This window comes from Nocardia sp. NPDC057455, from assembly GCF_042802775.1.
GTDB lineage: Bacteria > Actinomycetota > Actinomycetes > Mycobacteriales > Mycobacteriaceae > Nocardia.
On record NZ_JBHVDM010000019.1, the window covers coordinates 50,636 to 74,046 of the forward strand.

Annotated in this window: 21 protein-coding genes; 12 read left to right on the top strand and 9 right to left on the bottom strand. The window is 69.4% G+C overall.

Features of this window, described 5'->3' with window-relative positions; all coding sequences use genetic code 11:
- Positions 1–224: 224 nt before the first annotated feature.
- Together ACFU5M_RS10835 and ACFU5M_RS10840 are read right to left on the bottom strand one after the other, a co-directional pair.
- Complete coding sequence (locus ACFU5M_RS10835) at positions 225–1,028, bottom strand: transporter substrate-binding domain-containing protein (protein ID WP_379047255.1); 804 nt, start codon at positions 1,026–1,028, stop codon at positions 225–227.
- A 3-nt stretch (positions 1,029–1,031) separates the two neighbouring features.
- A complete protein-coding gene (locus tag ACFU5M_RS10840) occupies positions 1,032–1,382 on the bottom strand; it encodes a hypothetical protein (RefSeq protein ID WP_379047259.1) in 351 nt (116 codons plus the stop codon).
- 61 nt (positions 1,383–1,443) lie between these two features.
- Between ACFU5M_RS10840 and ACFU5M_RS10845 the strand changes: the two genes are divergently transcribed.
- On the top strand, positions 1,444–2,409 hold the full coding sequence (locus ACFU5M_RS10845) for a quinone oxidoreductase family protein (RefSeq protein ID WP_379047262.1): 966 nt from the start codon (positions 1,444–1,446) through the stop codon (positions 2,407–2,409).
- Between the two features lie 42 nt (positions 2,410–2,451).
- Here ACFU5M_RS10845 and ACFU5M_RS10850 read toward each other — a convergent pair whose 3' ends face one another.
- A complete protein-coding gene (locus tag ACFU5M_RS10850) occupies positions 2,452–3,054 on the bottom strand; it encodes a TetR/AcrR family transcriptional regulator (protein ID WP_379047265.1) in 603 nt (200 codons plus the stop codon).
- Between the two features lie 84 nt (positions 3,055–3,138).
- On the opposite strand from ACFU5M_RS10850, the gene ACFU5M_RS10855 reads away from it, so the two are divergent.
- The gene (locus ACFU5M_RS10855) at positions 3,139–4,554 is read left to right on the top strand and encodes an FAD-dependent monooxygenase (protein WP_379047268.1); all 1,416 of its coding nucleotides are present in this window, start codon (positions 3,139–3,141) and stop codon (positions 4,552–4,554) included.
- On the opposite strand, the gene ACFU5M_RS10860 is transcribed toward ACFU5M_RS10855, so the two are convergent.
- Complete coding sequence (locus ACFU5M_RS10860) at positions 4,547–5,536, bottom strand: heme o synthase (RefSeq protein ID WP_379047271.1); 990 nt, start codon at positions 5,534–5,536, stop codon at positions 4,547–4,549. The genes ACFU5M_RS10855 and ACFU5M_RS10860 overlap by 8 nt on opposite strands.
- Before the next feature lie 815 nt (positions 5,537–6,351).
- Between ACFU5M_RS10860 and tkt the strand changes: the two genes are divergently transcribed.
- From tkt to ACFU5M_RS10895, 7 genes are all read left to right on the top strand, one after another.
- The gene (tkt, locus tag ACFU5M_RS10865; protein ID WP_379047274.1) at positions 6,352–8,493 is read left to right on the top strand and encodes a transketolase; all 2,142 of its coding nucleotides are present in this window, start codon (positions 6,352–6,354) and stop codon (positions 8,491–8,493) included.
- 6 nt (positions 8,494–8,499) lie between these two features.
- Positions 8,500–9,636, top strand: a complete 1,137-nt coding sequence (gene tal / locus ACFU5M_RS10870) for a transaldolase (protein WP_379047277.1) — start codon at positions 8,500–8,502, stop codon at positions 9,634–9,636.
- A 3-nt stretch (positions 9,637–9,639) separates the two neighbouring features.
- Positions 9,640–11,214 carry a glucose-6-phosphate dehydrogenase gene (gene zwf, locus ACFU5M_RS10875; protein WP_379047280.1) on the top strand — a complete coding sequence of 525 codons (1,575 nt, stop codon included), beginning with the start codon at positions 9,640–9,642 and terminating at the stop codon, positions 11,212–11,214.
- Positions 11,211–12,119, top strand: coding sequence for a glucose-6-phosphate dehydrogenase assembly protein OpcA (opcA, locus tag ACFU5M_RS10880; protein ID WP_379047283.1), 909 nt, complete (start codon positions 11,211–11,213; stop codon positions 12,117–12,119). Before zwf ends, opcA begins: the two co-directional genes overlap by 4 nt.
- On the top strand, positions 12,112–12,867 hold the full coding sequence (pgl, locus tag ACFU5M_RS10885) for a 6-phosphogluconolactonase (protein WP_379047286.1): 756 nt from the start codon (positions 12,112–12,114) through the stop codon (positions 12,865–12,867). The genes opcA and pgl overlap by 8 nt, the downstream gene beginning before the upstream one ends.
- Positions 12,868–13,084: 217 nt before the next feature.
- On the top strand, positions 13,085–15,382 hold the full coding sequence (locus tag ACFU5M_RS10890; RefSeq protein ID WP_379047289.1) for a thiamine pyrophosphate-dependent enzyme: 2,298 nt from the start codon (positions 13,085–13,087) through the stop codon (positions 15,380–15,382).
- Between the two features lie 69 nt (positions 15,383–15,451).
- A complete protein-coding gene (locus ACFU5M_RS10895) occupies positions 15,452–15,931 on the top strand; it encodes a hypothetical protein (RefSeq protein ID WP_379047292.1) in 480 nt (159 codons plus the stop codon).
- A gap of 19 nt (positions 15,932–15,950) precedes the next feature.
- On the opposite strand, the gene ACFU5M_RS10900 is transcribed toward ACFU5M_RS10895, so the two are convergent.
- Together ACFU5M_RS10900 and ACFU5M_RS10905 are read right to left on the bottom strand one after the other, a co-directional pair.
- Positions 15,951–16,553 (bottom strand): hypothetical protein, encoded by a 603-nt coding sequence (locus ACFU5M_RS10900; RefSeq protein ID WP_379047295.1) that lies wholly within the window; start codon positions 16,551–16,553, stop codon positions 15,951–15,953.
- A 61-nt stretch (positions 16,554–16,614) separates the two neighbouring features.
- Positions 16,615–17,604 (bottom strand): alpha/beta fold hydrolase, encoded by a 990-nt coding sequence (locus ACFU5M_RS10905; protein ID WP_379047298.1) that lies wholly within the window; start codon positions 17,602–17,604, stop codon positions 16,615–16,617.
- 60 nt (positions 17,605–17,664) lie between these two features.
- Here ACFU5M_RS10905 and ACFU5M_RS10910 point away from each other — a divergent pair, with 60 nt between their 5' ends.
- Both ACFU5M_RS10910 and ACFU5M_RS10915 read left to right on the top strand, forming a co-directional pair.
- Entirely contained in the window at positions 17,665–18,513 is an 849-nt protein-coding gene (locus tag ACFU5M_RS10910; RefSeq protein ID WP_379047302.1) for an SDR family NAD(P)-dependent oxidoreductase, read from the top strand.
- 120 nt (positions 18,514–18,633) lie between these two features.
- Positions 18,634–18,978: a hypothetical protein gene (locus tag ACFU5M_RS10915; RefSeq protein WP_379047305.1), complete on the top strand. Its 345-nt coding sequence runs from the start codon at positions 18,634–18,636 to the stop codon at positions 18,976–18,978.
- Between the two features lie 141 nt (positions 18,979–19,119).
- Here the strand turns inward: ACFU5M_RS10915 and secG are convergent, their stop codons facing one another.
- The 3 genes from secG to ACFU5M_RS10930 all read right to left on the bottom strand — a co-directional run bounded on the left by secG (position 19,120) and on the right by ACFU5M_RS10930 (position 21,959).
- Positions 19,120–19,353 carry a preprotein translocase subunit SecG gene (gene secG / locus ACFU5M_RS10920; RefSeq protein WP_039798855.1) on the bottom strand — a complete coding sequence of 78 codons (234 nt, stop codon included), beginning with the start codon at positions 19,351–19,353 and terminating at the stop codon, positions 19,120–19,122.
- A 64-nt stretch (positions 19,354–19,417) separates the two neighbouring features.
- The gene (locus ACFU5M_RS10925) at positions 19,418–21,016 is read right to left on the bottom strand and encodes an MFS transporter (RefSeq protein WP_379047309.1); all 1,599 of its coding nucleotides are present in this window, start codon (positions 21,014–21,016) and stop codon (positions 19,418–19,420) included.
- A gap of 10 nt (positions 21,017–21,026) precedes the next feature.
- Positions 21,027–21,959: a DMT family transporter gene (locus tag ACFU5M_RS10930; protein WP_379047312.1), complete on the bottom strand. Its 933-nt coding sequence runs from the start codon at positions 21,957–21,959 to the stop codon at positions 21,027–21,029.
- Between the two features lie 298 nt (positions 21,960–22,257).
- Here ACFU5M_RS10930 and ACFU5M_RS10935 point away from each other — a divergent pair, with 298 nt between their 5' ends.
- A complete protein-coding gene (locus ACFU5M_RS10935; RefSeq protein ID WP_379047315.1) occupies positions 22,258–23,040 on the top strand; it encodes an META domain-containing protein in 783 nt (260 codons plus the stop codon).
- Positions 23,041–23,411: the final 371 nt, after the last annotated feature.

The window sequence follows — 23,411 nt, forward strand, 5'->3', positions numbered from 1 at the left end:
GCGCACTACCTGCACCGCCGATGACACCCGATTCGCCATTCGAAGGCGCAGGAGTGCCCGGCGACGCCGCCTTCGTGCCACGGCGACCGATGAGCAGACATGACCCCGATGCCGTCACAGTGCGGCTCGGGCAAGGCGGGCTCGCCGATGCCGGGTGGGCGTGTGCCGACGCGGCCGCATGTACTTCGGCGATGTCCAGCGCGCCCCCGAGACAGCGACCGGACTCAGCCGACGGAGGCGTTCGGCCCGATCCACTGGTCGAACAACCGGTCCACCGCGCCGGTCGCGAGCCGGGTCGCCAAGTAGGCGTCCAGCATCGCCGCCAGGACCGGGTCGTTCTTCCGCACCAGCAGCACCTTCCCGAACGAGTCGAACGGCGCTTCGGGGTGCAGCACTTGCAGGTCCGGGTGTTGACGGACGCGGTAGCGGCCCTCGACCGAATCGGTGACGAACACGTCGGCGCGGCCCTGTTCGACCTCGCCGAAGATCGTCAGATTGTCCGGCCACAAGGTGAGCTGCGCGTCGGGGAAGTTCTTGCGCGCGAATTCCTCGTTCGTCCCACCGCGATTGGCGATCACGCGAACACCGGGACGGTTGATCTCCGAGATGGTCGAGTACGCCGCGCCGTTCGCTCGATGGGTGATCGGGGCCTTGCCGTCGGTCCCGTAGGTGATCGAGAAGTCGGCGAACGCCCGGCGCGACGGCAGGTCGGAGATGCCCCCGACCGCGAGATCGCAGTTCCGCTCGGCGAAGTCCGTCTTCAGCGTCGCCCAGGTCACGGGCACGAACTCGAGCGGGCGGCCGAGCAGTGCGGCGAACCCCCGCGCGAGATCGACGTCCACGCCCCGGTAGCCGCCCGTGTCGTCCCGGATCGAGTACGGCGGATAGTCGCCGGGCGTGCAGGCGCGCAACACGTTCGACGTCTCCGACGGCTGCGCGGCCGCCGGAATCGCGGCTGCGGTGAGAGCTGTCCACCCGGCGACCAGCGCCGCGCCGATCCGGCCGGGCAGCGTGACTCGGCTACGCACCGATCACTTCTCGTTGCGCGCCTTGGGGAAACGGGCCTGCTTGGCGACCCAGCCCGCCATCTTGGCCCAGTGGCCCTTGCGCGGGGTGACGATCGAGGTGAGTTCGCGATTCCATTCGTCCGCCTCGGTGAGGCCGTCGATGGTGTCGATCAACGCCTTGGCGGTGTCCAGGTCGGGGACGACACGGTCGCCGAGGGTGCCGTCGGCGCCGACCAAGGTGACGCGGACGCCCGCACGACCGATGGGCTGGAGCACGGCCGTGGCGGATTTGCCGTGGTCGGCGACGAATCCCTTGACGGATTCCACGAGGGCACCCGACAGCTTCGCGGGCGCCGTGGCGGTTTCGGTACTCATGGCAGGCAGTTTACCGACCGGTAGGCAGCATGCCCCCCGCTCGGGTGTAGAACTGAAGCTCATGCGCGCCATTCAGGTTTCCGAACACGGTGGTCCCGAGGTCCTGAAGTACGTCGACGTGCCCGATCCGCGGATCGGACCGGACCAACTGCTGGTGGAGACGCAGGCGATCGGCGTCAACTTCATCGACACCTACATTCGCACCGGCCGTTACCCCCAGGACGTTCCCTACGTCCCGGGCACGGAGGGCACCGGCGTCGTCGCGGAGGTCGGCTCGGACGTCACCGAGTTCGCGGTCGGCGACCGGGTGGCGTGGTCCGCCGCACCCGGCAGCTACGCACCGAAGGTCGCGGTGCCCGCCGTCGTCGCCATCCCCGTGCCGGACGGGGTCGACCCACCGGTGGCCGCGTCGGCGCTGTTACAGGGCATGACCGCGCACTATCTCATCGAGTCGATCCACCGGCCCGAGCCCGGCGAAACGGTGCTGGTCCACGCCGGCGCGGGTGGTGTCGGGCTCATCCTGACCCAGCTGTTGACCGCGCGCGGTATCCGGGTGATCACGACGGTGTCCACCGACGAGAAGGAGACGCTGTCGAGCGCGGCGGGAGCCGCCGAGGTGCTGCGTTACGGCGATGACCTCGCCCACCGGGTGCGCGACCTCACCGATGGCGTCGGCGTGGCGGCGGTGTACGACGGCGTCGGTGCGGCGACCTTCGAGGCGAGCCTCGCCGCGTTGCGCGTGCGCGGCACGCTCGCGCTGTTCGGGGGCGCGAGCGGGCCGGTGCCACCGTTCGACCTGCAACGGCTCAGCACGGCCGGTTCGCTGTTCGTCACCCGGCCCACCCTGGCGCATTACACCCGCGACCGCGCCGAGCTCACCTGGCGCGCGGGTGACATCCTCGACGCCATCGCCGAGGGCACGCTGAACATCCGGATCGGCGCCACCTACCCGCTCGCCGACGCCGAACGGGCACACCGCGACCTGGAAGGCCGCAAGACCACCGGTTCCATCGTCCTGCTCCCGTGAGCCGCCGGCGGGGGGCGACCCGATGAGTCGCCTACCGTCGCATCAGTAGTCGCGGCCGGTCAGACCGCGATAGATGAAGCGAGTCAGGCCCTCCACGGCCTGCTCGTCGGTCAATTCGACGTTTCCTTCCTCCACCGCCGCCAGCAGGCTCTGGGTGAGCATGAACATCATCGCCAGGCTGGCGTCGGCGCTGCTCGGCAGCCGCAACCCCTGGTCGGCGAAGCCCGCCACGTGGTCGGCGATGTCCGCGCGCTGCTGGGTGCCGAAGCGCGCGACCATCCGCGCGAATTCGTCGTTGACCAGGGCGGCCTGATTCACCGCACGCAGCACTGGCGCGTGCTCGCGGGCGAAGGTCCAGTACCCGGCGACGTGATAACGCACCGCCTCCGGGTCGCTGAAGTCCGGGTTGTGGTCGGGCCCTTCCGCGCGCTCGTCCCCCGCCGCGGCCAGGTCGTTCAGCAGCGCCTGGAGCAGTTCTTCCTTGCTCGCGAAGTGGTTGTAGAACGATCCCGCCGCCCGCCCCGCGGTCGTCGTGATGTCGGTGATCTTCGTGTTCAGGTAGCCGCGCTCGGCGAACAAGCGCAGCGCAGCGGTCTTCAACGCCTGCTCGGTTTCGGCCGACTTCTCCTTGCGACTCAGCGACACCCACCTCACCTCCTTGACAAGGCAACGTACCAAGCGCAAGACTGAACTTATATTCACTGAATAGAAATTCATCAGGAGCACGCCATGTCACAGCTCGTCCTCGTCGCGGGCGCCGGACCCACCGGCCTCACCCTCGCCCTCGATCTCGCCCGCCGGGAGATCCCGGTCCGGATCGTCGACAAGGCGGCCACGTTCTTCGCGGGCTCCCGTGGCGACGGCATCCAGCCCCGCACCCTCGAAGTCTTCGACGACCTGGGGGTACTGGAAGCCGTGCACGCGGCCGGGATGCCCGCCCCGGTGATGCGCGTCCATCTCGGCGGCGAGTTCGTGACCGAGCGCAGGATGAGCGAACCGGTCGAGCCCACCCCCGCCGTCCCTTATCCCAACGGGTGGGTTCTCGGCCAGTCGCAGACCGAGGCCATCCTGCGCGACCGGCTCGCCGAGTTCGGCGTGCACGTGGAATCGGGCACCGCACTGGTCGCCTTCGACCAGGACGACAGCGGCGTCACAGCGACCCTGGAACGCGACGGCGTGCGGGAGACGCTGCGCACCGGGTACCTGATCGGCGCCGACGGCGGCAAGAGCACGGTGCGCAAGACGCTGGGCATTCCGTTCGAGGGCGAGACCGACGAGTCGATCCGGATGCTGCTCGGCGACGTACGCGCCGACGCGCTCGACCACGAGTTCGGCTACTGGTTCGCCGCCGCCGACCAGCCGATGCAAGGCATCGCGTTGTCCCCGCTGCCCGGTGGACGGCACTTCCAGTTCGCCGCGCCGCTCACCGCGGACGAGCAGCCGAGCCTGGAACTGCTGCAGCGGTACACCGACCGCTACTGCGGACGCGACGGCGTCACGCTGACCGACCTGACCTGGGTGACGGTCTGGCGGCCCAATATCCGGCTGGCGCAGCGGTTCCGGGACGGCCGGGTCTTCCTGGCCGGGGACGCCGCGCACGCGCATCCGCCCACCGGCGGCCAGGGCATGAACACCGGCATCCAGGACGCCTACAACCTCGGCTGGAAGCTGGCCGCCGCCCTGGCCGGTGATGACAGCCTCTTGGACAGCTACGAGACCGAGCGCAGGACGGTCGCCGCCAGGGTGCTCGGACTGAGCGCCGAACTGCTGGACAAGCTGATCGACGGCGACGAGGACGCGATGCGACGGGGGCCGGAGACCCAACAGCTCGACATCACCTACCGCGACCCGGCCGTGCGCGACCCGCTGGCGGCCGGCGATCGGGCGCCGGACGCGCCGGTGAAGGACGAGGCCGGGCGGCCGATCCGGTTGTTCGATTTGTTCCGCGGGCCGCATGCGACGGCACTGTCATTCGGTGCCCGAGCGGAGTCCGGACCGCACGTGTATGCGGTGGTGCGTCCGGGAGCGCAGGTGGCCGGGCCACACGTCGTGGACGTCGACGGGCACGCGTTTACGGCCTATGCCGCGGTCGAGGGCACCCGGGTGCTCGTCCGTCCGGACGGCTACATCGGCGCGATCAGCTGAAGAAGCTGCCGATGGTGTCCCAGCCGAGCACCGAGTCCACCGCGAGGCCACAGAACACCACGGCCAGGTAATTGTTCGACTGGAGGAACAGCCGCAGCGGCTTCACCGACTCCCCGCGCCGCACGCCCGCGTACAGCTGGTGCGCCATGAGCAGGAACCACGCTCCGGCCACCAGTGCCACGGCCGTGTAGATCACACCGGTGGCGGGTGCCAAGGCGAGCGTGGTGAGCACGGTCAGCCAGGTGTAGACGACGATCTGCTTGGTGACCGTCCGCTCGGTGGCGACCACCGGCAGCATCGGCACGCCCGCCGCGCGGTAGTCCTCCTTGTAGCGCATGGCCAGCGCCCAGGTGTGCGGCGGCGTCCAGAAGAAGATGACGCCGAACAGCGCGAGGGCGGGCCAGCCGATGCCGCCGGTCACCGCCGACCAGCCCACCAGCGCGGGCATGCAGCCTGCCGCGCCGCCCCACACCACGTTCTGCGAGGTGCGGCGCTTGAGGCCCAGGGTGTAGACGAAGACGTAGAACAGAATCGTCACGACGACGAGCAGGCCGCTGAGCAGGTTGGCCTGCCACCACAGCCAGGCGAAGGAACCGAGGCCGAGCACGACGCCGAAGACGAAGGCGTTGCGGGTGGGCACCGCATCCCGGGCCAGTGGCCGCTTGGCGGTGCGCTTCATGACCTTGTCGATGTCGGCGTCGGCGACGCAGTTGAGCGTGTTCGCGCTCGCCGCGCCCATCCAGCCGCCGAACAGGGTCGCGAGGATCAGGCGGATGTCGACGGTGCCGCGGTCGGCGAGCAGCATGGTCGGGATCGTGGCGACCAGCAGCAGCTCGATCACCCTGGGCTTGGTCAGCGCGACGTAGGCCAGCGCCCGTCGCGTCAGCCGGGACGGTAGGCCGGGACCCGTGAACCGGTCGGCCAGCGCCGTCGCGGAGGAGCCGTGCGCACCATCGCCACCCGGCCGTTGCCCAATCCGCACTGTCTCTCCTCGCACGCTGTGCATCGCATCCGGCATGGACCAGCAGTGCGCTGGTCCCGGTGGTACAGACCTGCACGCGCCGGACTTCCGTCCGCCCCGGCGCCCCTGCCGACCGGTGCGGCGCGACTACTACTACAAAGGATGGTAGACCCCCGCCGCCCCCGCCCCTTTCCTCGCCCCCGCGCAAGGTCGCCGGTATGTGACGCGCCCTACCGCCCGTGCCGCGCCGAACGGACGGCCTTCGCCAGGGGGCGCGACCCGCCGGTAGGGACTCTTGTTCGAGGGTTCGGCCGCGCCCGAACCCGCATCGCGTCCGAGTTGCCGGGCGCGCAAGCGGTAGGAGGCGGATACCGTTCCCGGCGCAGGAGAATTTCGTCTCGCGCCACCGGTGCGGGCGAACACACCGCGCGCCGAACGAGCCGTTTCCAGCAACTGATGTCGCGGCCGCGGCGATTGCTACCCAGCAGTCGCTTGCTCGATATCGCTTTCACCGCTGGTGGGAGTCTCACGAGCGCGTTCGCCGCTCGCCTCGTATTCGAGCGAGGCGGAGAACGTGCGCCGGCGCGCCGGGGACTCCCCGACTCGAACTCCGGTCCCGCAAGGCCGCGAACACGCCGCCGCCGACGAAACACCCACCTGCGAACACGCAGCGCAGCGGGCATCGCGAAACCAACACAGGGTTAATGGTGTGCCGGTCACCGGGCACATCTAGGGTAGTTGGGTATACCCGGTGAGCATGCCGTGGCTGCCGCGCGATCATCGCCGTCAGAAACCCACCCGCCGTCGACGAAACCAATGTCAGGAGAACCTCGGTCGTGTCGATCACAGACGACATCCGCGCCCTCACTCAGCCGAACCACCCGGACGACTGGACGGATCTGGACACCAAGGCTGTCGACACCATCCGGGTCCTGGCCGCCGAGGCGGTGCAGAACGCCGGAAACGGCCATCCCGGTACCGCGATGAGCCTGGCGCCACTGGCGTACACGCTCTACCAGCGCACCATGCGCATCGACCCGAGCGACCCGAGCTGGGTCGGCCGGGACCGTTTCGTGCTGTCCTGCGGGCATTCCAGCCTCACCCAGTACATCCAGCTCTACCTGGCGGGTTACGGCCTGGAACTGGACGACCTGAAGAATCTGCGCAAGTGGGGTTCGCTCACCCCGGGCCACCCCGAATTCCGGCACACCGACGGCGTCGAGATCACCACCGGCCCGCTCGGCCAGGGCCTGGCCTCCGCGGTCGGTATGGCGATGGCGGCGCGGCGCGAGCGCGGCCTGTTCGACCCGGACGCCGCGCCCGGCGCGAGCCCGTTCGACCACTTCGTCTACGTCATCGCCTCCGACGGTGACCTGGAGGAAGGCGTCACCTCCGAGGCGTCGTCGCTGGCGGGCACCCAGCAGCTGGGCAACCTCGTCCTCGTCTACGACGACAACAAGATCTCCATCGAGGACGACACCACCATCGCCTTCACCGAGGACGTCGCGAAGCGCTACGAGGCCTACGGCTGGCACGTGCAGGTGGTCGAGGGCGGCGAGGACGTCGCCGCCATCGAGACCGCGCTGGAGGCCGCCAAGGCCGAGACCGGCAAGCCCTCGATCATCGTGTTGCGCACCATCATCGGCTACCCCGCCCCCAGCAAGATGAACACCGGTACCGCGCACGGCGCGGCGCTGGGCGCCGACGAGGTGGCCGCCACCAAGAAGATCCTCGGCTTCGACCCGGACAAGAGCTTCGACGTGGATCCCGCCGTCATCGAGCACACCCGCAAGGTCGTCGAACGCGGGCGCGCGGCGCACGCGCAGTGGCAGAAGTCCTTCGACGCGTGGGCCGCGGCCAACCCGGAGAACAAAGCGCTGTTCGACCGCCTGATCGAGCGGCGGCTGCCGGACAACTGGATCGCGAATCTGCCCAGCTACGAACCGGATCCGAAGGGCATGGCCACCCGCAAGGCGTCCGGCAAGGTGCTCGCCGCGCTGGCCCCCGTGCTGCCGGAGCTGTGGGGCGGCTCGGCCGACCTGGCCGAGTCCAACAACACCACCATGCCCGACCAGCCCAGCTTCGGGCCGGAGTCGATCTCCACCGGCATGTGGAAGGCCGACCCGTACGGCCGGACCCTGCACTTCGGTGTCCGCGAGCACGCGATGGGCGCGATCCTCAACGGCATCGCGCTGCACGGCCCGACCCGTCCGTACGGCGGCACCTTCCTGGTGTTCAGCGACTACATGCGTCCCGCCGTCCGCTTGGCCGCGCTGATGCGGGTGCCCGCGATCTACGTCTGGACCCACGACTCCATCGGCCTCGGTGAGGACGGTCCGACGCACCAGCCGATCGAGCAACTCGCCGCGCTGCGCGCCATCCCTGGCCTGAACGTGGTCCGTCCCGGCGACGCCAACGAGACCACCTACGCCTGGCGCACCATCCTGGAACGTGACAGCAGCGAGCACAGGTCGCACTTCTCGGTGTCGGAGCTGCCGCACCAGGACGGCCCGTCCGGGCTGGCGCTGACCCGCCAGGATCTGCCGATTCTGGAAGGCACCAGTTTCGAGGGTGTGTCGAAGGGCGGCTACGTGCTGGCCGAGGCGTCCACGGGCACACCGCGAGTGATCCTGATCGCCACCGGCTCGGAGCTGCAACTCGCGGTCGCCGCCCGCATTACGCTGGAGGAGCAGGGCATCGCCACTCGCGTGGTGTCGATGCCGTGCGTGGAGTGGTTCGACGCGCAGGACAAGGCTTACCGGGACGAGGTGCTCCCGCCCGCGGTCGCCGCGCGCGTCGTCGTCGAAGCCGGTATCGCGATGCCGTGGCACCGGTTCGCCGGTGACGCGGGCGAGATCGTGTCGATCGAGCACTTCGGCGCCTCCGCCGACTACAAGACCCTGTTCCGCGAATTCGGCTTCACTCCGGAAGCCGTCGTTGCCGCCGCGCAGCGCACGCTCGAGAACGTGAAGGGATAAGCGCTCATGGCTCAGAACGAGAATCTCGCCGCTTTGTCGGCGGCGGGAGTGTCCGTATGGCTCGACGATCTGTCCAGGGACCGCATCGGGTCCGGCAATCTGCTCGAGCTGATCGAGACCAGGTCCGTCGTCGGGGTCACCACCAACCCGACGATCTTCCAGGGTGCGCTCAGCCAGGGCCACGCCTACGACGGTCAGCTGAAAGAGCTTGCCGCGCAGGGCGCGGACGCCGACGCCGCGATACGCACCATCACCACCGACGACGTCCGCGCGGCCTGTGACGTGTTCGCTCCCGTCTTCGAAGCTTCCGGTGGCGTGGACGGCCGGGTCTCCATCGAGGTCGACCCGCGCCTGGCGTTCGATCCCGACCAGACCGTCGCGCAGGCGGTCGAACTGTGGAAAATCGTCGACCGGCCCAATCTGTTCATCAAGATTCCGGCCACCGAGGAGGGGCTGCCCGCGATCACCGCGGTGATCGCGGAGGGCATCAGTGTGAACGTCACGCTGATCTTCTCGGTCCAGCGCTACCGTGCCGTGATGGGCGCCTATTTGGAGGGCGTGAAGAAGGCCAAGGTCGGCGGCCACGATCCGGCCAAGATCCATTCCGTCGCTTCGTTCTTCGTCTCCCGCGTAGACACCGAGATCGACAAGCGGCTGGAGGCGCTCGGCACGGAGGAGGCGCTCGCGCTGCGCGGCAAGGCGGGCATCGCCAACGCTCGCCTGGCCTACGCCGAGTACCAGGACGTCTTCGACGGTGGCAAGCACACCTCCACGTTCCTGACCCTTGCCGCGGCGGGCGCGAATCGGCAGCGTCCGCTGTGGGCTTCGACCGGCGTGAAGAACCCGGACTACGCCGACACGATGTACGTCACCGAACTGGTGGCCTCGAATACGGTGAACACCCTGCCGGAGAAGACGCTGCAGGCGGTCGCCGATCACGGCGCGATCAGCGGCGACACCGTCTCCGGCAAGGCGGAGGAGGCCAAGGAGATCTTCGATCGGCTCACCGCGGTCGGTGTCGATCTCGACGACGTATTCGCGGTGCTCGAGCGCGAGGGCGTGGACAAATTCGAGAAATCCTGGGAGGAGTTGCTTTCCGCCACCGCCGACGAGCTGAAGTCGGCGTCGACCGGGAACGGCTGATCGATGGCCGGGGCAGCGCCCACGGATCGGCCGGAGCCGGTCGAATGGCAGAACCCGCTGCGTGAGAAACGGGACAAACGGCTGCCGCGCATCGCCGGACCGTGCAGCATGGTCATCTTCGGCGTCACGGGTGACCTGTCTCGGAAAAAGTTGATGCCGGCCATCTACGACTTGGCGAACCGGGGGCTGCTGCCCCCGGCCTTCGGCCTGGTGGGTTTCGCGCGCCGCGACTACGCCGACGAGGATTTCGCCGAGGTGGTTCTGGAGGCGGTCAAGGCGCACGCGCGCACCCCCTTCCGCCAAGAAGTCTGGGATCAGCTGTCGGAGGGCATCCGGTTCGTCCAAGGCAGCTTCGATGACAACGCGGCGTTCGACCGGCTCGCCGACACCCTGACCACGCTGGACAAGGAGCGCGGCACCGGCGGCAACCACGCGTTCTACCTGTCCATCCCGCCGAACATGTTCCCGGTCGTGCTCGATCAGCTCTGCGCGCACGGCTTGGCGCAGACGACCGGACCGGACGCGGCACGCAAATCGTGGCGACGGGTGGTGATCGAGAAGCCGTTCGGGCACGACCTGCACAGCGCGCAGGAGCTCAACGCGCTGGTCAACGGCGTCTTCCCCGAGGAGCAAGTGTTCCGCATCGACCACTATCTGGGTAAGGAGACGGTGCAGAACATCCTGGCGCTGCGCTTCGCCAACCAGCTCTACGAGCCGATCTGGAACGCCAACTTCGTCGACCACGTGCAGATCACGATGGCCGAGGACATCGGCCTCGGTGGTCGTGCGGGCTACTACGACGGCATCGGGGCCGCGCGGGACGTGATCCAGAATCACCTGCTGCAATTGCTGGCGCTCACCGCCATGGAGGAACCGATCAGCTTCGAGCCCAAACAGTTGCAGGCCGAGAAGATCAAGGTGCTCTCCGCGACCAAGCTCGTCGAACCGCTGGACGAGACCACCGCGCGCGGCCAGTACACCGAGGGGTGGCAGGGCAGCGAGCACGTGGTCGGCCTGTCGGAGGAGGAGGGTTTCGACCCGAATTCGAAGACCGAGACCTACGCCGCGATCAGGTTGGAGATCGACACCCGCCGCTGGGCGGGTGTCCCGTTCTTCCTGCGCACCGGAAAACGGCTCGGCCGCAGGGTCACCGAGATCGCCGTGATCTTCAAGCGGGCGCCGCACCTGCCGTTCGACCAGACCATGACCGAGGAACTCGGGCAGAACGCGCTGGTCGTCCGGGTACAGCCGGACGAGGGCATCACCACCCGGTTCGGCTCGAAGGTGCCCGGCTCCAGCATGGAGGTGCGCGATGTCAACATGGACTTCAACTATGGCGAGGCGTTCACCGAGTCCTCTCCCGAGGCCTACGAACGCCTGATCCTCGACGTGCTGCTCGGGGTGCCGTCGCTGTTCCCGGTGAACGCGGAGGTCGAGCTGTCCTGGCGCATCCTGGATCCGGTGCTCGAGCACTGGGCCGCCGAAGGCAGGCCGGAGCCCTACGAGGCGGGCACCTGGGGTCCGCTCTCGGCAGACGAGATGATCGCCCGCACCGGGCGGGAATGGCGGCGCCCGTGATCGTCGACATGCCCGAGACCAAGACCAGCGAGGTCACCAAGCGCATCGTGCAGTTGCGCGAGAGCAACGGTGTGATCACCGTAGGCCGAGTGCTCACCCTGGTGGTGTGCACGCTCGACAGCTCCGAGGCCGAGGACGCGATCGACGCGGCGAACGAAGCCAGCCGCGAGCATCCCTGTCGTGTGGTGGTGCTCGCCCGCGGTGACCGGGAGGCCGACACCCGGCTGGACGCGCAGATCCGGGTGGGTGGCGACGCGGGAGCGGCCGAGGTCATCGTGCTGCGGCTGCAAGGCCAACTGGTCAACCACGAGAGCAGCGTCGTCACCCCGTTCCTTCTGCCGGATACGCCGGTGGTCGCCTGGTGGCCGCGCGGAGCCCCGGAGTTCCCGTCCAAGGACTCGGTGGGCCGCCTGGCGGGCCGCCGGATCACCGACGCCACGTTCGCCCCCGATCCTCAGGCGGCGATCAAGAAACGGTTGCAGTCCTACGCCAGCGGCGATACCGATCTGGCCTGGAGCCGGATCACGTATTGGCGTGCCCTGCTGGCCGCGGCCATGGACGAGCCGCCGTTCGAAACGGTGGACTCGGTCACGGTGTCCGGACTGCGCGACGAGCCCGCCCTGGACATCCTGGCCGGCTGGCTGGCCGCCCGGCTGGGCTGCCCCGTGCGCCGCCGCACCGGCCCGCTGCAGGTGGAGCTGCATCGCCCCACCGTCTCCATCGCGATCGAACGCCCGCAGACCGGCCGCACCGCGACGCTGACCCGCACCGGTGAACCGGTGCAACGGATTGCCTTGGCGCGCAGGGAGACGCGCGACTGCCTCGCCGAAGACCTACGCAGGCTGGACGCCGACGAGACCTATGCGGAAGCGCTGGCCGGAATCGAGAAGGTGACCTATGAGTGAGCACACCGATTCGCCGTTCCCCAGCGACACCGTCGAGGTGCACCTCGACACCGAGTCGCTGGTAGCCGCCGCGGCGGCCCGCTTCGTCTCGGTCGTCGTCGCTGCCCAAGCCGAGCGTGGTTCCGCCTCGGTCGTGCTGACCGGCGGCGGAACCGGCATCGCCCTGCTGGAGCTGGTGCGCAAGTCGCCCGGTGACATCGACTGGTCCCGGGTCGAGGTTTTCTGGGGCGACGAGCGTTTCGTGCCCGCCAACGACCCGGAGCGCAACGACCTGCAAGCCAGGCAGGCGCTGCTCGACCACGTGCCGGTGGACCCGGCCCGGGTACATCCGGTGGCCGTTTCCGACGGCGAGTACCCCGACCCGGTGGAGGCGGCCGCCGAATACTCCGCGACGGTGCACGCCTATCTCGCCGAACACGGCGCGTTCGATCTGCACTTGCTCGGCATGGGCGGCGAGGGCCACGTGAATTCGCTGTTCCCGCACACCGAAGCGGTGCGGGAAGAGCACGAGCTGGTCGTCGCCGTGACGAATTCGCCCAAACCGCCGCCGGTGCGGGTGACGCTCACCCTGCCCGCGATCCGCCGCAGCCGCCACGTCGTACTGGTGGTCGGCGGTGCGGCCAAGGCCGAGGCGGTCGCCGCGGCCATCGGCGGCGCGGAGCCGGTGGAGGTGCCCGCGGCCGGTGCGACCGGTCTGGACTCCACCACCTGGTTGCTCGATCACGAGGCCGCGTCCGCAGTGCGCTGATCACGCCACGGTCCGCCGGCGGCGTCACCGCGTCCGCGCGGGTCGCGTCGCCCCAGGCGCCGACGGGCCGCGGCATGATCCGGTGCTCGTCGAGCAGCGTCGGCACAGCCGCCACATCCGGTCGATTTCGTAAATTTGTCCGCCACTCCGCGCAGGTGCCGAAAGAACACCGTCTAATAACGCAGCCGATCGGCGGAGTTTACGAGATGATCGGTCGGTGACCGAGCAGGCAGTCGACCTGGACGAGCGATTCCGCACCGCCGTGGCCGCACTCGCCCCGCGTCCGGTGCGTCCGGCCGATCAGCGGATCGAGCCCGGCGGCGCGATCACCGGTGCGGCGTGCCTGGAACTGTTCGACGCACAGGCGACGAGCAGGCACATCGATCTCGCGGCACGCCGCCTCGGTAGCGCCCGGCGCGGTTACTACAGCATCGGATCGTCCGGTCACGAAGGCAATGCCGCCTTGGCTGCGGCGCTGCGGACCACCGACCCTGCCTTACTGCATTACCGGTCGGGGGCGTTCTTCGTGTACCGGGCCCGGCGAGTGCCCGGGCTGGACCCGATCCGGGACGTGCTGCTCGGCGTGGTCGCCGCGGCGGCGGACCCGATTTCCGGCGGCAGGCACAAGGTGATCGGCAGCGCCGCCGCCAACGTCATCCCGCAGACCTCGACCATCGCGTCGCACCTCCCGCGCGCGGTCGGATTGGCGTTCGCGATCGATCGCGCGGCACGGCTGGGCGGCGCCGGTCCGTGGCCCGCCGACGCGGTGGTGCTGTGCAGTTTCGGCGACGCGTCGGCCAACCACTCCACCGCGGCCGGGGCGATCAATGCCGCGATTCATACCGCCCATCAAGAGATTCCGATGCCGGTCCTGTTCGTCTGCGAAGACAACGGCATCGGCATCAGCGTCCCCACGCCACCGGCGTGGATCGAGCAGGCCTACGGCCACCGGCCCGGCCTGGCCTACTTCCACGCGGACGGATGCGCTCCGCTCGACGCGCTGAACACCGCGAACACCGCCGTTCGGTGGGTGCGGGAGCATCGCGCACCCGCGTTCTTGCGGCTGCGGACCGTGCGGCTGCTCGGCCACGCGGGCTCCGACGTCGAAACCGCCTACCGCCGTCCCGCCGAGATCGCCGCCGAGATCGCCCGCGATCCGGTTTTGGCGACCGCACGCTTGTTGATCGAATCGGGCGTGACCACACCCGATCACCTGCTGGAACGCTACGACGACTTGGGCCGTAGCGTCGCAGCGGCCGCCGAACTCGTCTCCGGGGAACCGAAACTCGCCTCGGCGGCGGCCGTGATCGCACCTATCGGCCCCTCCCGGCCCGCACTGGTGCGTGCCGACACACTGCGCGGCGGCACCCATCAGAGCGATGAGGCCATGCCCGCGGACACCGGCCCCGCGACCGCTGGCAGCGAGGCGCCACACCGCCGCAACGGCGCCGCGCAGAGCGCTCCGATGACCCTGGCACAGGCGATCAACGACACTCTCGCGAGCCTGCTTGCGCGCGACCGCGACGTGCTCGTCTTCGGCGAGGACGTCGGCCGCAAGGGTGGCGTGTACGGCGTGACCAAGGGTTTGCAGAAGACGTTCGGCGCGCGCCGCGTCTTCGACACCCTGCTGGACGAGCAGAGCGTCCTCGGCACCGCGCTGGGCTCGGCGCTGGCCGGATTCGTGCCCATTCCGGAGATCCAGTACCTCGCCTACCTGCACAACGCCGCAGATCAGATCCGTGGCGAAGCGGCCACGCTCTCGTTCTTCTCCGATGGCCGCTACCGGAATCCGATGGTGGTGCGAATCGCCGGATACGCCTACCAGAAGGGCTTCGGCGGCCATTTCCACAACGACAACTCGGTGGCCGCACTGCGCGACATCCCCGGCGTCGTACTGGCCTCCCCGTCGCGCGCCGACGACGCGGCGGCGATGCTGCGCACATGCGCGTCCGCGGCCCGGGTGGACGGCAGAGTGTGCCTGTACCTAGAGCCCATCGCGCTGTATCACACCCGCGACCTGCATCGTCCGGGCGATGACGGCTGGCTGGCACGCCCGTCGCCGGGCGAACACGTCGAGATCGGCCGAGCCCGCGTCTACGGCGAAGGGGCCGACCTGACCCTGGTCGGCTTCGCCAACGGCGTGCCGATGAGCCTGCGGGTGGCACAGCGCCTGGCCGGGCTCGGAATCCGGGCGCGCGTGCTCGATCTACGCTGGCTCGCCCCCTTGCCGGTGGACGATCTGCTGCGGCACGCGCGCGCGACCGGGCGGGTCCTCGTCGCCGACGAGACCCGCCGCAGCGGAGGCGTGTCGGAGGCGGTGTGCGCGGCGCTGATCGACGCCGGTTTCACCGGCCGTCTCGCGCGCGTGACCAGCGAGGACAGCTTCGTGCCGCTGGGTCCGGCCGCCGCGACGGTGCTCCTCGACGAGGACCGGATCGAAGCCGCGGCCCTCCGGCTGCTCGGCGACCCGGCCGGCCGGGAGCCGCGGCGCGCCGGGGCCCGGCATTCCCCGTAATTCGATTCGACGGGGGAATAGTGGAAATACAGTGAGGGTGACGGTGACCAGCAGTGGAAAGGACTCGCGATGACCACGATGTCCATGCTCGGCGAGGTGCGACCGGAGCACGAGCACACAGCCGAGGGCGATCTGGTGCTCCTGCACTACCTGCGGTCGTTCCACAAGCCCGTGCTGGACGTGTGGTCGGCGGCCACCGAGCGCGGCCAGCTCACCCGCTGGCTCGGCGCCGTCTCCGGTGGCAACGGCAACCTCACCATCGAATTGTTCGACGGTCCGGTCCCCGGCCCGGTCGCCGTGCGCGTGGACCACTGCCAGGCGCCGCACGAATTGGTCGTGCACATCGACGGCTGCCTGCTCGAAGTCCGGATGAGCCAGGTCGGCGTGGTCACCACCATGGAACTGACCCGCCGCCACGTGTGCCCCGCCGACGCGGGCGCGATCGGCCCGCGCTGGCAATACCTGCTCGACCGCCTCACCGCCTACCTCGACTACCAGCCGCTGCCCCGGTGGTCGGACTACCCGAAGCTGGCGGCCGAATACCGCTAGGCCACCACACCGGACCGGTTCAGTAGAAGAACCCGGCGATGCCCCAGCCCGGACGAGCCTGCGCCTCCCGGATCCACTCGACGCAGGACTCGATCGCGGCGAGTACCTCGTGGTCGACCTCCTCGCGCTGCGGTGGCGTGGTCGACTCCCACTGCACGAGTGCTTCGGCGCACTGCTCGGGGGTCCATTCGCCGTAGCCGGGCAACTCGTCGGGCTGCGGCAGCGAAGGCGGTAGCGAGTGGTACATGAACGCGCGGACGCTGACCGCTTTGATGCCGAGCGTGGCGAGCCCGTCGTCGATGTGGTCCAGCCAGCGACCTCGGAACGCCGAGAAGTAGCGGTTGTCCACGAACCGGCCGTAGAACTGGCAGATCGTCTGATAGGCGTAGCCGTACTGGAAACCGTAGGCAGGGTCGAACGGGCCGCCGTCGACGACGGCGCGCACCGCCTCGTAGCGGGTGGGCGCGCCGGCCGCGATCTCGTCGGCGAACCAGTCGTCGTCGTGGGTCAGCTGGGCTTTGAACCGGCCGCCGATCATGCGCCGGAGCTTGTCGTCCCGGGACCCGATGGCGCCCTTGATCCTGTCCAGTTCGACGACGTAGATGCTCAGGCTATAACTCATTCACCGAACATTAGCGGTGCCCACCGACAACGAACATCGGTGAGCCCGAAGGCGTTTCACCTCAGGCCGGAAGCCGGGCCGGGTGCGCGGCCAAGTGGGCGAGATGCGCGGTGAGCAGCGCGTTCACCTGCTCGGTCCGCTCCAGCTGGACGAGGTGGCCCGCGTCGCCGATCTCGGTGACCGCCCGCAGGTCGGTGACGTGCGCACGCAAGGTGGCCAGCGGGTCACGGCCGCTGAAGCCTTCCATGTCGGGGTCGCGGTCGCCGTACAAAAAATAAGCGGGCACAGTGACTTTCGCGTCCGCGTACTCGGCGGTGAGTTCCCAGTTGCGGTCCAGACTGCGATACCAGTTCAATCCGCCGGTGAACCCGGTGCGTTCGAAGTCGAGTGCCAGCACGTCCAACTCGTCCGCGCCGAGCCAGCGCCACGGCAGCGCGGGCGCCTCCGGCAGCACATCGAGGTAGCCGGTGCCCTCGGCCGGGAAGCGCCAGGTGTCCAGGTAGTGATAGTCGGCGCTGAGCGCGTGGTACACGCGGGCCAGGAACTCCCGGGGACGCGCGGCGAGTTCCTCGTCCGCCACGCCGGGGGTCTGGAAGTAGTCCAAGTGCAGGAAGTGCCGAGCCGCGGCCTTCGCCCACAGCTGCGACGGAGTACGCGGCGGTCGTGGCGCGAACGGATTGTTCAAGACGATCACGCCGCGCACCCGCTCCGGTGCGCGCAACGCCAGTTCCCACACCAGTGCCGCGCCGAAGTCCAAGCCGACGAACACCGCCTGCTCCGCGCCGATGTCGTCGAGCAGCGCGAGCAGATCACCGCAAACCGCGCGATTGGTGTACGCCTCCGGATCGGCCGGGACGTCGGTGCGACCGTAACCGCGCAGGTCCGGCGCGAGGGCTCGATACCCGGCGGCGGCGACCGCGGGAAGCTGGCGGTGCCAGATGTACCAGGTGTGCGGAAAACCGTGGCAGAAGACCACCGGCTGCCCGGCTCCCTGCTCCGCGACGTGCATCCGGACACCGCCGGTCGTCACGAACCGATGCGTCAGCTCCACTCGGGCCTCCAAAACGATGTACTAGAACACGTTATCGTTTCACGGTAATGTTCCGGTTTCGTGAGCGGAATACCCGAAAGGCTCGAAGGCAAGATCGCGGTGGTCACCGGTGCCAGCCGCGGTATCGGCAAGGGGATCGCGCTGGAACTCGGTGCGGCGGGTGCCACGGTGTTCGTCACCGGACGCTCTGCGGCACAAGGACGACTACCCGGCACCGTACACGCCACGGCCGCGGAAATCGATGCCGCGGGCGGGGTCGGCATCCCGTTCGTATGCGACCACCGCGACGACGACGCGGTGGAGCGCCTGTTCGAGCTGATCCGCACCGAGCACGGCAGGCTGGACGTGCTGGTGAACAACGTCTACAACTCCCCCGCCGCGGCCCGCTGGCTGGGCAAGCCGTTCTGGGAGGTGCCGCCCGCTGCGTGGGACGAGTCGTTCGACGTGGGCGTCCGATCACATTACGTGGCAAGCTTTTTCGCCGCACCGCTGTTGATCGAATCGGGCGGGCTGATCGCCAACATCTCCTCACCAGGGGCGCGCAGGTACATGCACAACGCCGTATACGGCGTCGCGAAAGGCGCGGTGGACCGGCTCACCGCCGACATGGCGCACAATCTCGCGGGCACCGAGGTCACCGTGGTCTCGCTCTGGCCGGGCATCGTCGACACCGAACTGCTGCAACTGGTTCCGGCCGACGCCGACGGCCGCAGGCTGGTCACGCTGCCCGGTGAGGGCACCTTCGACCTCGGCGACGCGCAGACGCCGCGCTTCACCGGCCGCGCTGTCGTCGCGCTCGCCACCGACGCGGGGCGTCGCGCCCGCACCGGGTTGCCCTGGCCGGTGGCCGATCTCGCCGAGTACTACGGTTTCACCGACATCGACGGGCGCGTCCCGCGCGTCGACTGACTCCGCTCGGAACTCGCCGAGAAAGCGTTGCACCGAGCGTGGCGGGACCGGCCTGGCGCGCGACTCCACGTACAGGTGCGAGGGCGGGGCGTCGGGAATGTCCAGATAGACGACGCCGGGATGGGGCGCCCTGGTGCGCGCCAGATCGGGCGCCACACCGATACCGCGACCGATTCGATCCATTCGTCGAAGTTCGTGCAGGTGATGACGGCGCGGTCCGGGTTCATCGGCTGCCAGGACGCCGCGCCGGTGGTGCCCGAGACGGTGTCGGCCACCAGCGGCCGATCGGACCAGGACAGGCGAGGCGCGCTCGCCAACGGCGAATGGACGGCCACCGTCAGCACCCGCCGTTCCGTCGACGCCAAGTGGCGCGGCAACCGGGACGCCGGTTACCTTCTCGGCGCGCTGCTGCTGACCTGGCGACCCGAACTCGGTCACCGCACGGTCTCGCGGCGGCGCCGCTGACCGCAGGGTACGGCGCGGGACAGATCCTCCGACCGGTGGTGGCTGCCCCGAAGCTCAGGACGTCCTATCCCGCCGAGTTCGTCATCGCCGCGGACGTGCTCGGTGCGGCGACGCCCACGGCGGGCGTGGTGCCCGCCGGGATCAGGCGAACTTGATCTCGAGGCCGATGCCGAGAATGGCGATCAACCAGATGACGCCGGTGAAGATGGTGACGCGGTCGAGGTTCTTCTCCACGACGGTGGACCCGGACAGGCTGGACTGCACGCCGCCGCCGAACAAGCTGGACAGACCTCCACCCTTGGCGCGGTGCAGCAGCACCAGCAGCACCAGCAGCACGCTGGTGATGATCAGGAGGATATCCAGGAACATCCGCATGCCGGACAGTCTATGCGGTCGGTGCGACGGCACCGAATCAGGCACTCGGCAGCCGGGCCCGGCGCTAGCGCCGGTCGACCGCGACGAGGTGGGTGACCTGCTCCTCCTCGGCGGCACCGAACTTCGCGACCGCCTCTTCCCGCAGCTGGTCCTGCGCGGTGAGCCGGATCTGGTGCTGGTGCATGTGCTCGGCCCAGGACCGCACGACGAACGCCTCGACATAGCGGTCGATCACCCCGACGTCGCGATAGAGGCGCCATTCCATCGCGCCGGTGCGCTGCCGGGACCGGCCGACGAAGGCCATGGCGGCGAGGAATTCCTCGACGTCTTCCGGCGGCACGTCGTAGCTGCGCAGGATCAGCACCGGACCGTCGTCGGGATCGGGTTCCACCACCAGTTGGGGTTCCGGCCAGAACGCCGAGGGGGTCAGGTCGAGCACCTCGGGATCGTTCCGGATGGGCAGCCACACCGTGCTGACCGCACACAACGCCAGCAGCACCGCGGCCCACAACAGCGCAGGCACCGAGCCGATCGCGTCGGCGACCAGGCCCCAGACCAGCGAACCGATCGCCTGCCCGCCCATGAACACCAGCAGGTACACCGACAACCCGCGCGCACGCACCCAGGCGGGCAGCAACAACTGCATGGTCGAGTTCATCGTGGACATCGCCAGCAGCCACGCCAGGCCCGCGAAAATCAGCAGCACCAGCACCACCGGCACCACGCGCAGCAGCGCGGTGCCCGCCGTGGCCGACCCGAACAGAATCGCGGCGATGGTGAGCCGCTGGGTCGGGGTGAGCCACGTCCGCAATCGGGACAACATCGCCGCGCCGAGCACCGCGCCGACGCCGAGCGCGCCGAGCATCAGCCCGTACCCCGACGACGACAGTGCGAGCCGGTCGCGCGCGATCACCGGCAGCAGCGCCCACACCGCGCTCGCGGGTGCGATGAACAGGAGCGAGCGCAGCAGCACCCGGCGGATCGCGGGCGCCGCGCGGATGAAACGGGTGCCCGCCTGCAATGCCGCAAGCGGGCGCTCGGTGGGCAGGCGCCGGTCGATCGCCGGCCTGCGCCAGACCGTCAAGACCACGACGATCCCGACGAACGACACCGCGTTCAACGCGAACACCAGCGTCGGCCCGGACAGCGTAACCAGCGCGCCGGCCAGCGCGGGCCCCACCGCCCTGCCGATGTTGATGTTCATGCTGCCCAGCGCGGACGCCGCCGGGATCTGCTCGCGCGACACCAGTTCGGGTTGGATGGCCTGCCAGGCCGGCGCCGTCAGCGCCTGCCCGCAACCGAGCAGGAACAACAAGGTGAGCAGCACGCCGGGGGTGGTGTGACCCGTGGCCGTCGACACGGCGAGCAGCAGGGCCAGCGCCGCCATCGTGGATTGGGCGCCGAGCAGCAGCCTGCGCCGGTCCACGAGGTCGGCGATCACCCCGGAGGGGATGGCCAGCAGCATCACGGGAAGCGTGATAGCGGTCTGCACGAACGACACGAGCGCCGCCGCGTTGGGCCGGTCGACCATGATCCACTGCGCGCCGACGGTCTGCATCCAGGTGCCCAGATTCGACACCAGCTGCGCCACCCACAGCGCGCGGTACACCGGTGAACGCAGCGGCGCCCAAGTGGAAATCGGGGTCGTCGCGGCGGTTGTCACTCGCCGAAGCTTAGTCGCGGCGACGTCGCCGCCCCGACGCCGCGTCCGGCCCCTGGCCCGCCGATCGCGCCGCTGTCGCGGCCAGCAGCAACGCCACGATCAGCAGCGCGGCTCCCGCCAGGCCCGCCGCCGTGAGGCGTTCGCCCAGGACGATCGCCGCCAGCACCGCTCCCGTGAGCGGTTCCAGCAGAGCCAGTACCGCGGCGATTCCCGGGTCCGCATCCGAGAGACCGCGGAAGTACAAGGTGTAGGCGACCGCGGTGGGTGCGAGGCCCAGCACCAGAACGAGCGCGATGCTGCCGGGCGCCGGGTCGAACGCCAGCCCGCTGGTGGCCGCGAGCGGCGCCAGCAGCAACGCCCCGCCGGTGAATCCGAGACCGGTGGTCGTCATCGCGTCGAGCCCGGGCACCGGCGCCGCGTTGAGGACGGTGACCGTCGCGAATGCGGTGGCGGCCACCGCCGCGAACGCCGCGCCAACCAGCAACCCGCCCGCATCGGCGCCACCGCTCGGCGCACCGACCAGCAACGCCAGTCCGCACAGCGAGATGCCGATCGTCGCCGCGCGGCGCCGGTCCACCGCCTGTCGTCCGGTGACGTGCTCCAACCCGGCGACGACCACCGGCGACATACCGATCGTGATCAACGTCGCGAGGCTGACCGAAGAGGCGGCCACGGCGCCGAAGTAGGCCGCCTGGAAGGCCGCCGCGAGCACGGCGACCGCGCCGATCCGACGCCACGCCAGCGGTTCTCGCGGCCACGGTCGCCGCGTGCCTGCGAGCAGAACCAGAATGAGCAGCCCGCCGACGGCGAGCCGGCAGGTGGCCACCGCGACGGGTGACAAGCCGGTGGCCCGGTGCACCAACGCGCCGAGCAGGCCGCCGGTGCCCCAGAGGATGCCGGCGCCGACGAGGTAGACCAGCCCGGAACGGGCAGATGAGGACATGAGGGATCGCGCTCCTGCGACAAAGGGATGGGGGTCGCGGACGCGAGGTGCACAGTGATGCCGAAAAGGAGCGCGCTCACCGTTCGGCGGCGCGCTGGATACCTACACCTCGCTCAGGAAGCGGGCGGCGGGGTGATCGGGAAGCATCGATGCACGGCACAGATGCTAATACGACACGGAACGAGTCATCCCATGAGTCTCGATTCCTGCGGCATGCGGGTTCACCGGCGGGTCTTCGGCAGGCCGGGCCGACCAGCGCGACCTCGGTGGCGAGGCGGGTCGTCGGTAGCATCGCCGCATGGCGGCACTCTTCGCGCGATCAGGACCGCTCGTCTTGCTCGCCCTCTGCACGATCGCGGCGTGTTCGAGCGGTGAGCCCGACCGCGGCGCCGACGCGCCGACCCCGGTGGGCCGCACGTTTCTCTCGACCAGCGTCGAAGGCACCCCGATTCCCGGCGGCGGTCCGCTGACTATCAGCTTCACCGAGGGCCGGGTAGCGGCCGACGCGGGATGCAACAAGTTCACCGGCGCGGCCTCCCTCGACGATCAGGTGCTGCACGTCTCCGGTCTGGCCACGACACTGATGGCCTGCGAGGACGATCGGCGCGGCGCCGACGAGTGGCTCAGCGGCCTGCTGAACTCGCAGCCCACCTGGCGGCTGGACGACTCCCGGCTCACCCTGCACAGCCCCGACCGCACGGTGAGCTCGGTCGACAAGAAGGTCGCCCAGCCGGACAAACCGATCGAGGGCACGTCCTGGCTGGTCACCACGCTCATCACCGACAACAGCCAGATCCGCTCACGTGCCCTCGACGAGGCGCAGCCGACGCTCACCATCGCGGAGGACCACAGCGTCTCCGGCGGCGCCGGGTGCAATCGCATGACCGGCAGGGCCGAGGTGTCCGGCACCCGGATCACCTTCCGGATCGTCACCACGAAGATGCTGTGCTCGCCGGAGGTGATGGAGGTCGAGCAGGCGGTGTTGAGAACCCTGGACGGCACGACGACCGCCACCGTGGACGCCGACACGCTGACCCTGCGCAACGACAACGGCGCGGGCCTGGTCCTGCACGCGCGGTGACGCCTGCTACTTCTGCCGGGTGAGCACGACGCGGTCGGCGACCAGCTCGGCCGCTCGGGGTCACCGCCGCTCCCCTTGGCGCCCTTGTAGCTCATGGTCATCGGCGTGACGCTGTCGACGGTCGTCCATTCGTAGCGATTGTCGGTCGGTCCGAATCCGAGGAGCCCGAGCCGGTAGTACGCGCTGCTGCCGTGGACGTCCTCGGCTTCCTCCCGCAGGAAGTCGTTGCCGGTCTCGGCGATCCATTCCCAGTGCGAGACGATCTCCCGTCGGACCGGGTTGTCCGCCGTGCCACCCGCGACGAAGGTAGATTTGTCGCCCTCTCGGCATATATGGCACAGCCCGGCATCGCGGGAAGCGATACCGGGCTG

Excerpts from the sequence above, each read along its gene's own strand:
- ACFU5M_RS10855 (WP_379047268.1), top strand. The coding sequence starts at position 3,139 with ATGTCACAGCTCGTCCTCGTCGCGGGCGCCGGACCCACCGGCCTCACC.
- pgl (WP_379047286.1), top strand. The coding sequence starts at position 12,112 with ATGAGTGAGCACACCGATTCGCCGTTCCCCAGCGACACCGTCGAGGTG.
- ACFU5M_RS10845 (WP_379047262.1), top strand. The coding sequence starts at position 1,444 with ATGCGCGCCATTCAGGTTTCCGAACACGGTGGTCCCGAGGTCCTGAAG.
- ACFU5M_RS10900 (WP_379047295.1), bottom strand. The coding sequence starts at position 16,553 with ATGAGTTATAGCCTGAGCATCTACGTCGTCGAACTGGACAGGATCAAG.
- zwf (WP_379047280.1), top strand. The coding sequence starts at position 9,640 with ATGGCCGGGGCAGCGCCCACGGATCGGCCGGAGCCGGTCGAATGGCAG.
- secG (WP_039798855.1), bottom strand. The coding sequence starts at position 19,353 with ATGCGGATGTTCCTGGATATCCTCCTGATCATCACCAGCGTGCTGCTG.
- ACFU5M_RS10935 (WP_379047315.1), top strand. The coding sequence starts at position 22,258 with ATGGCGGCACTCTTCGCGCGATCAGGACCGCTCGTCTTGCTCGCCCTC.
- ACFU5M_RS10895 (WP_379047292.1), top strand. The coding sequence starts at position 15,452 with ATGACCACGATGTCCATGCTCGGCGAGGTGCGACCGGAGCACGAGCAC.
- ACFU5M_RS10915 (WP_379047305.1), top strand. The coding sequence starts at position 18,634 with ATGGGGCGCCCTGGTGCGCGCCAGATCGGGCGCCACACCGATACCGCG.
- ACFU5M_RS10840 (WP_379047259.1), bottom strand. The coding sequence starts at position 1,382 with ATGAGTACCGAAACCGCCACGGCGCCCGCGAAGCTGTCGGGTGCCCTC.
- ACFU5M_RS10930 (WP_379047312.1), bottom strand. The coding sequence starts at position 21,959 with ATGTCCTCATCTGCCCGTTCCGGGCTGGTCTACCTCGTCGGCGCCGGC.
- tal (WP_379047277.1), top strand. The coding sequence starts at position 8,500 with ATGGCTCAGAACGAGAATCTCGCCGCTTTGTCGGCGGCGGGAGTGTCC.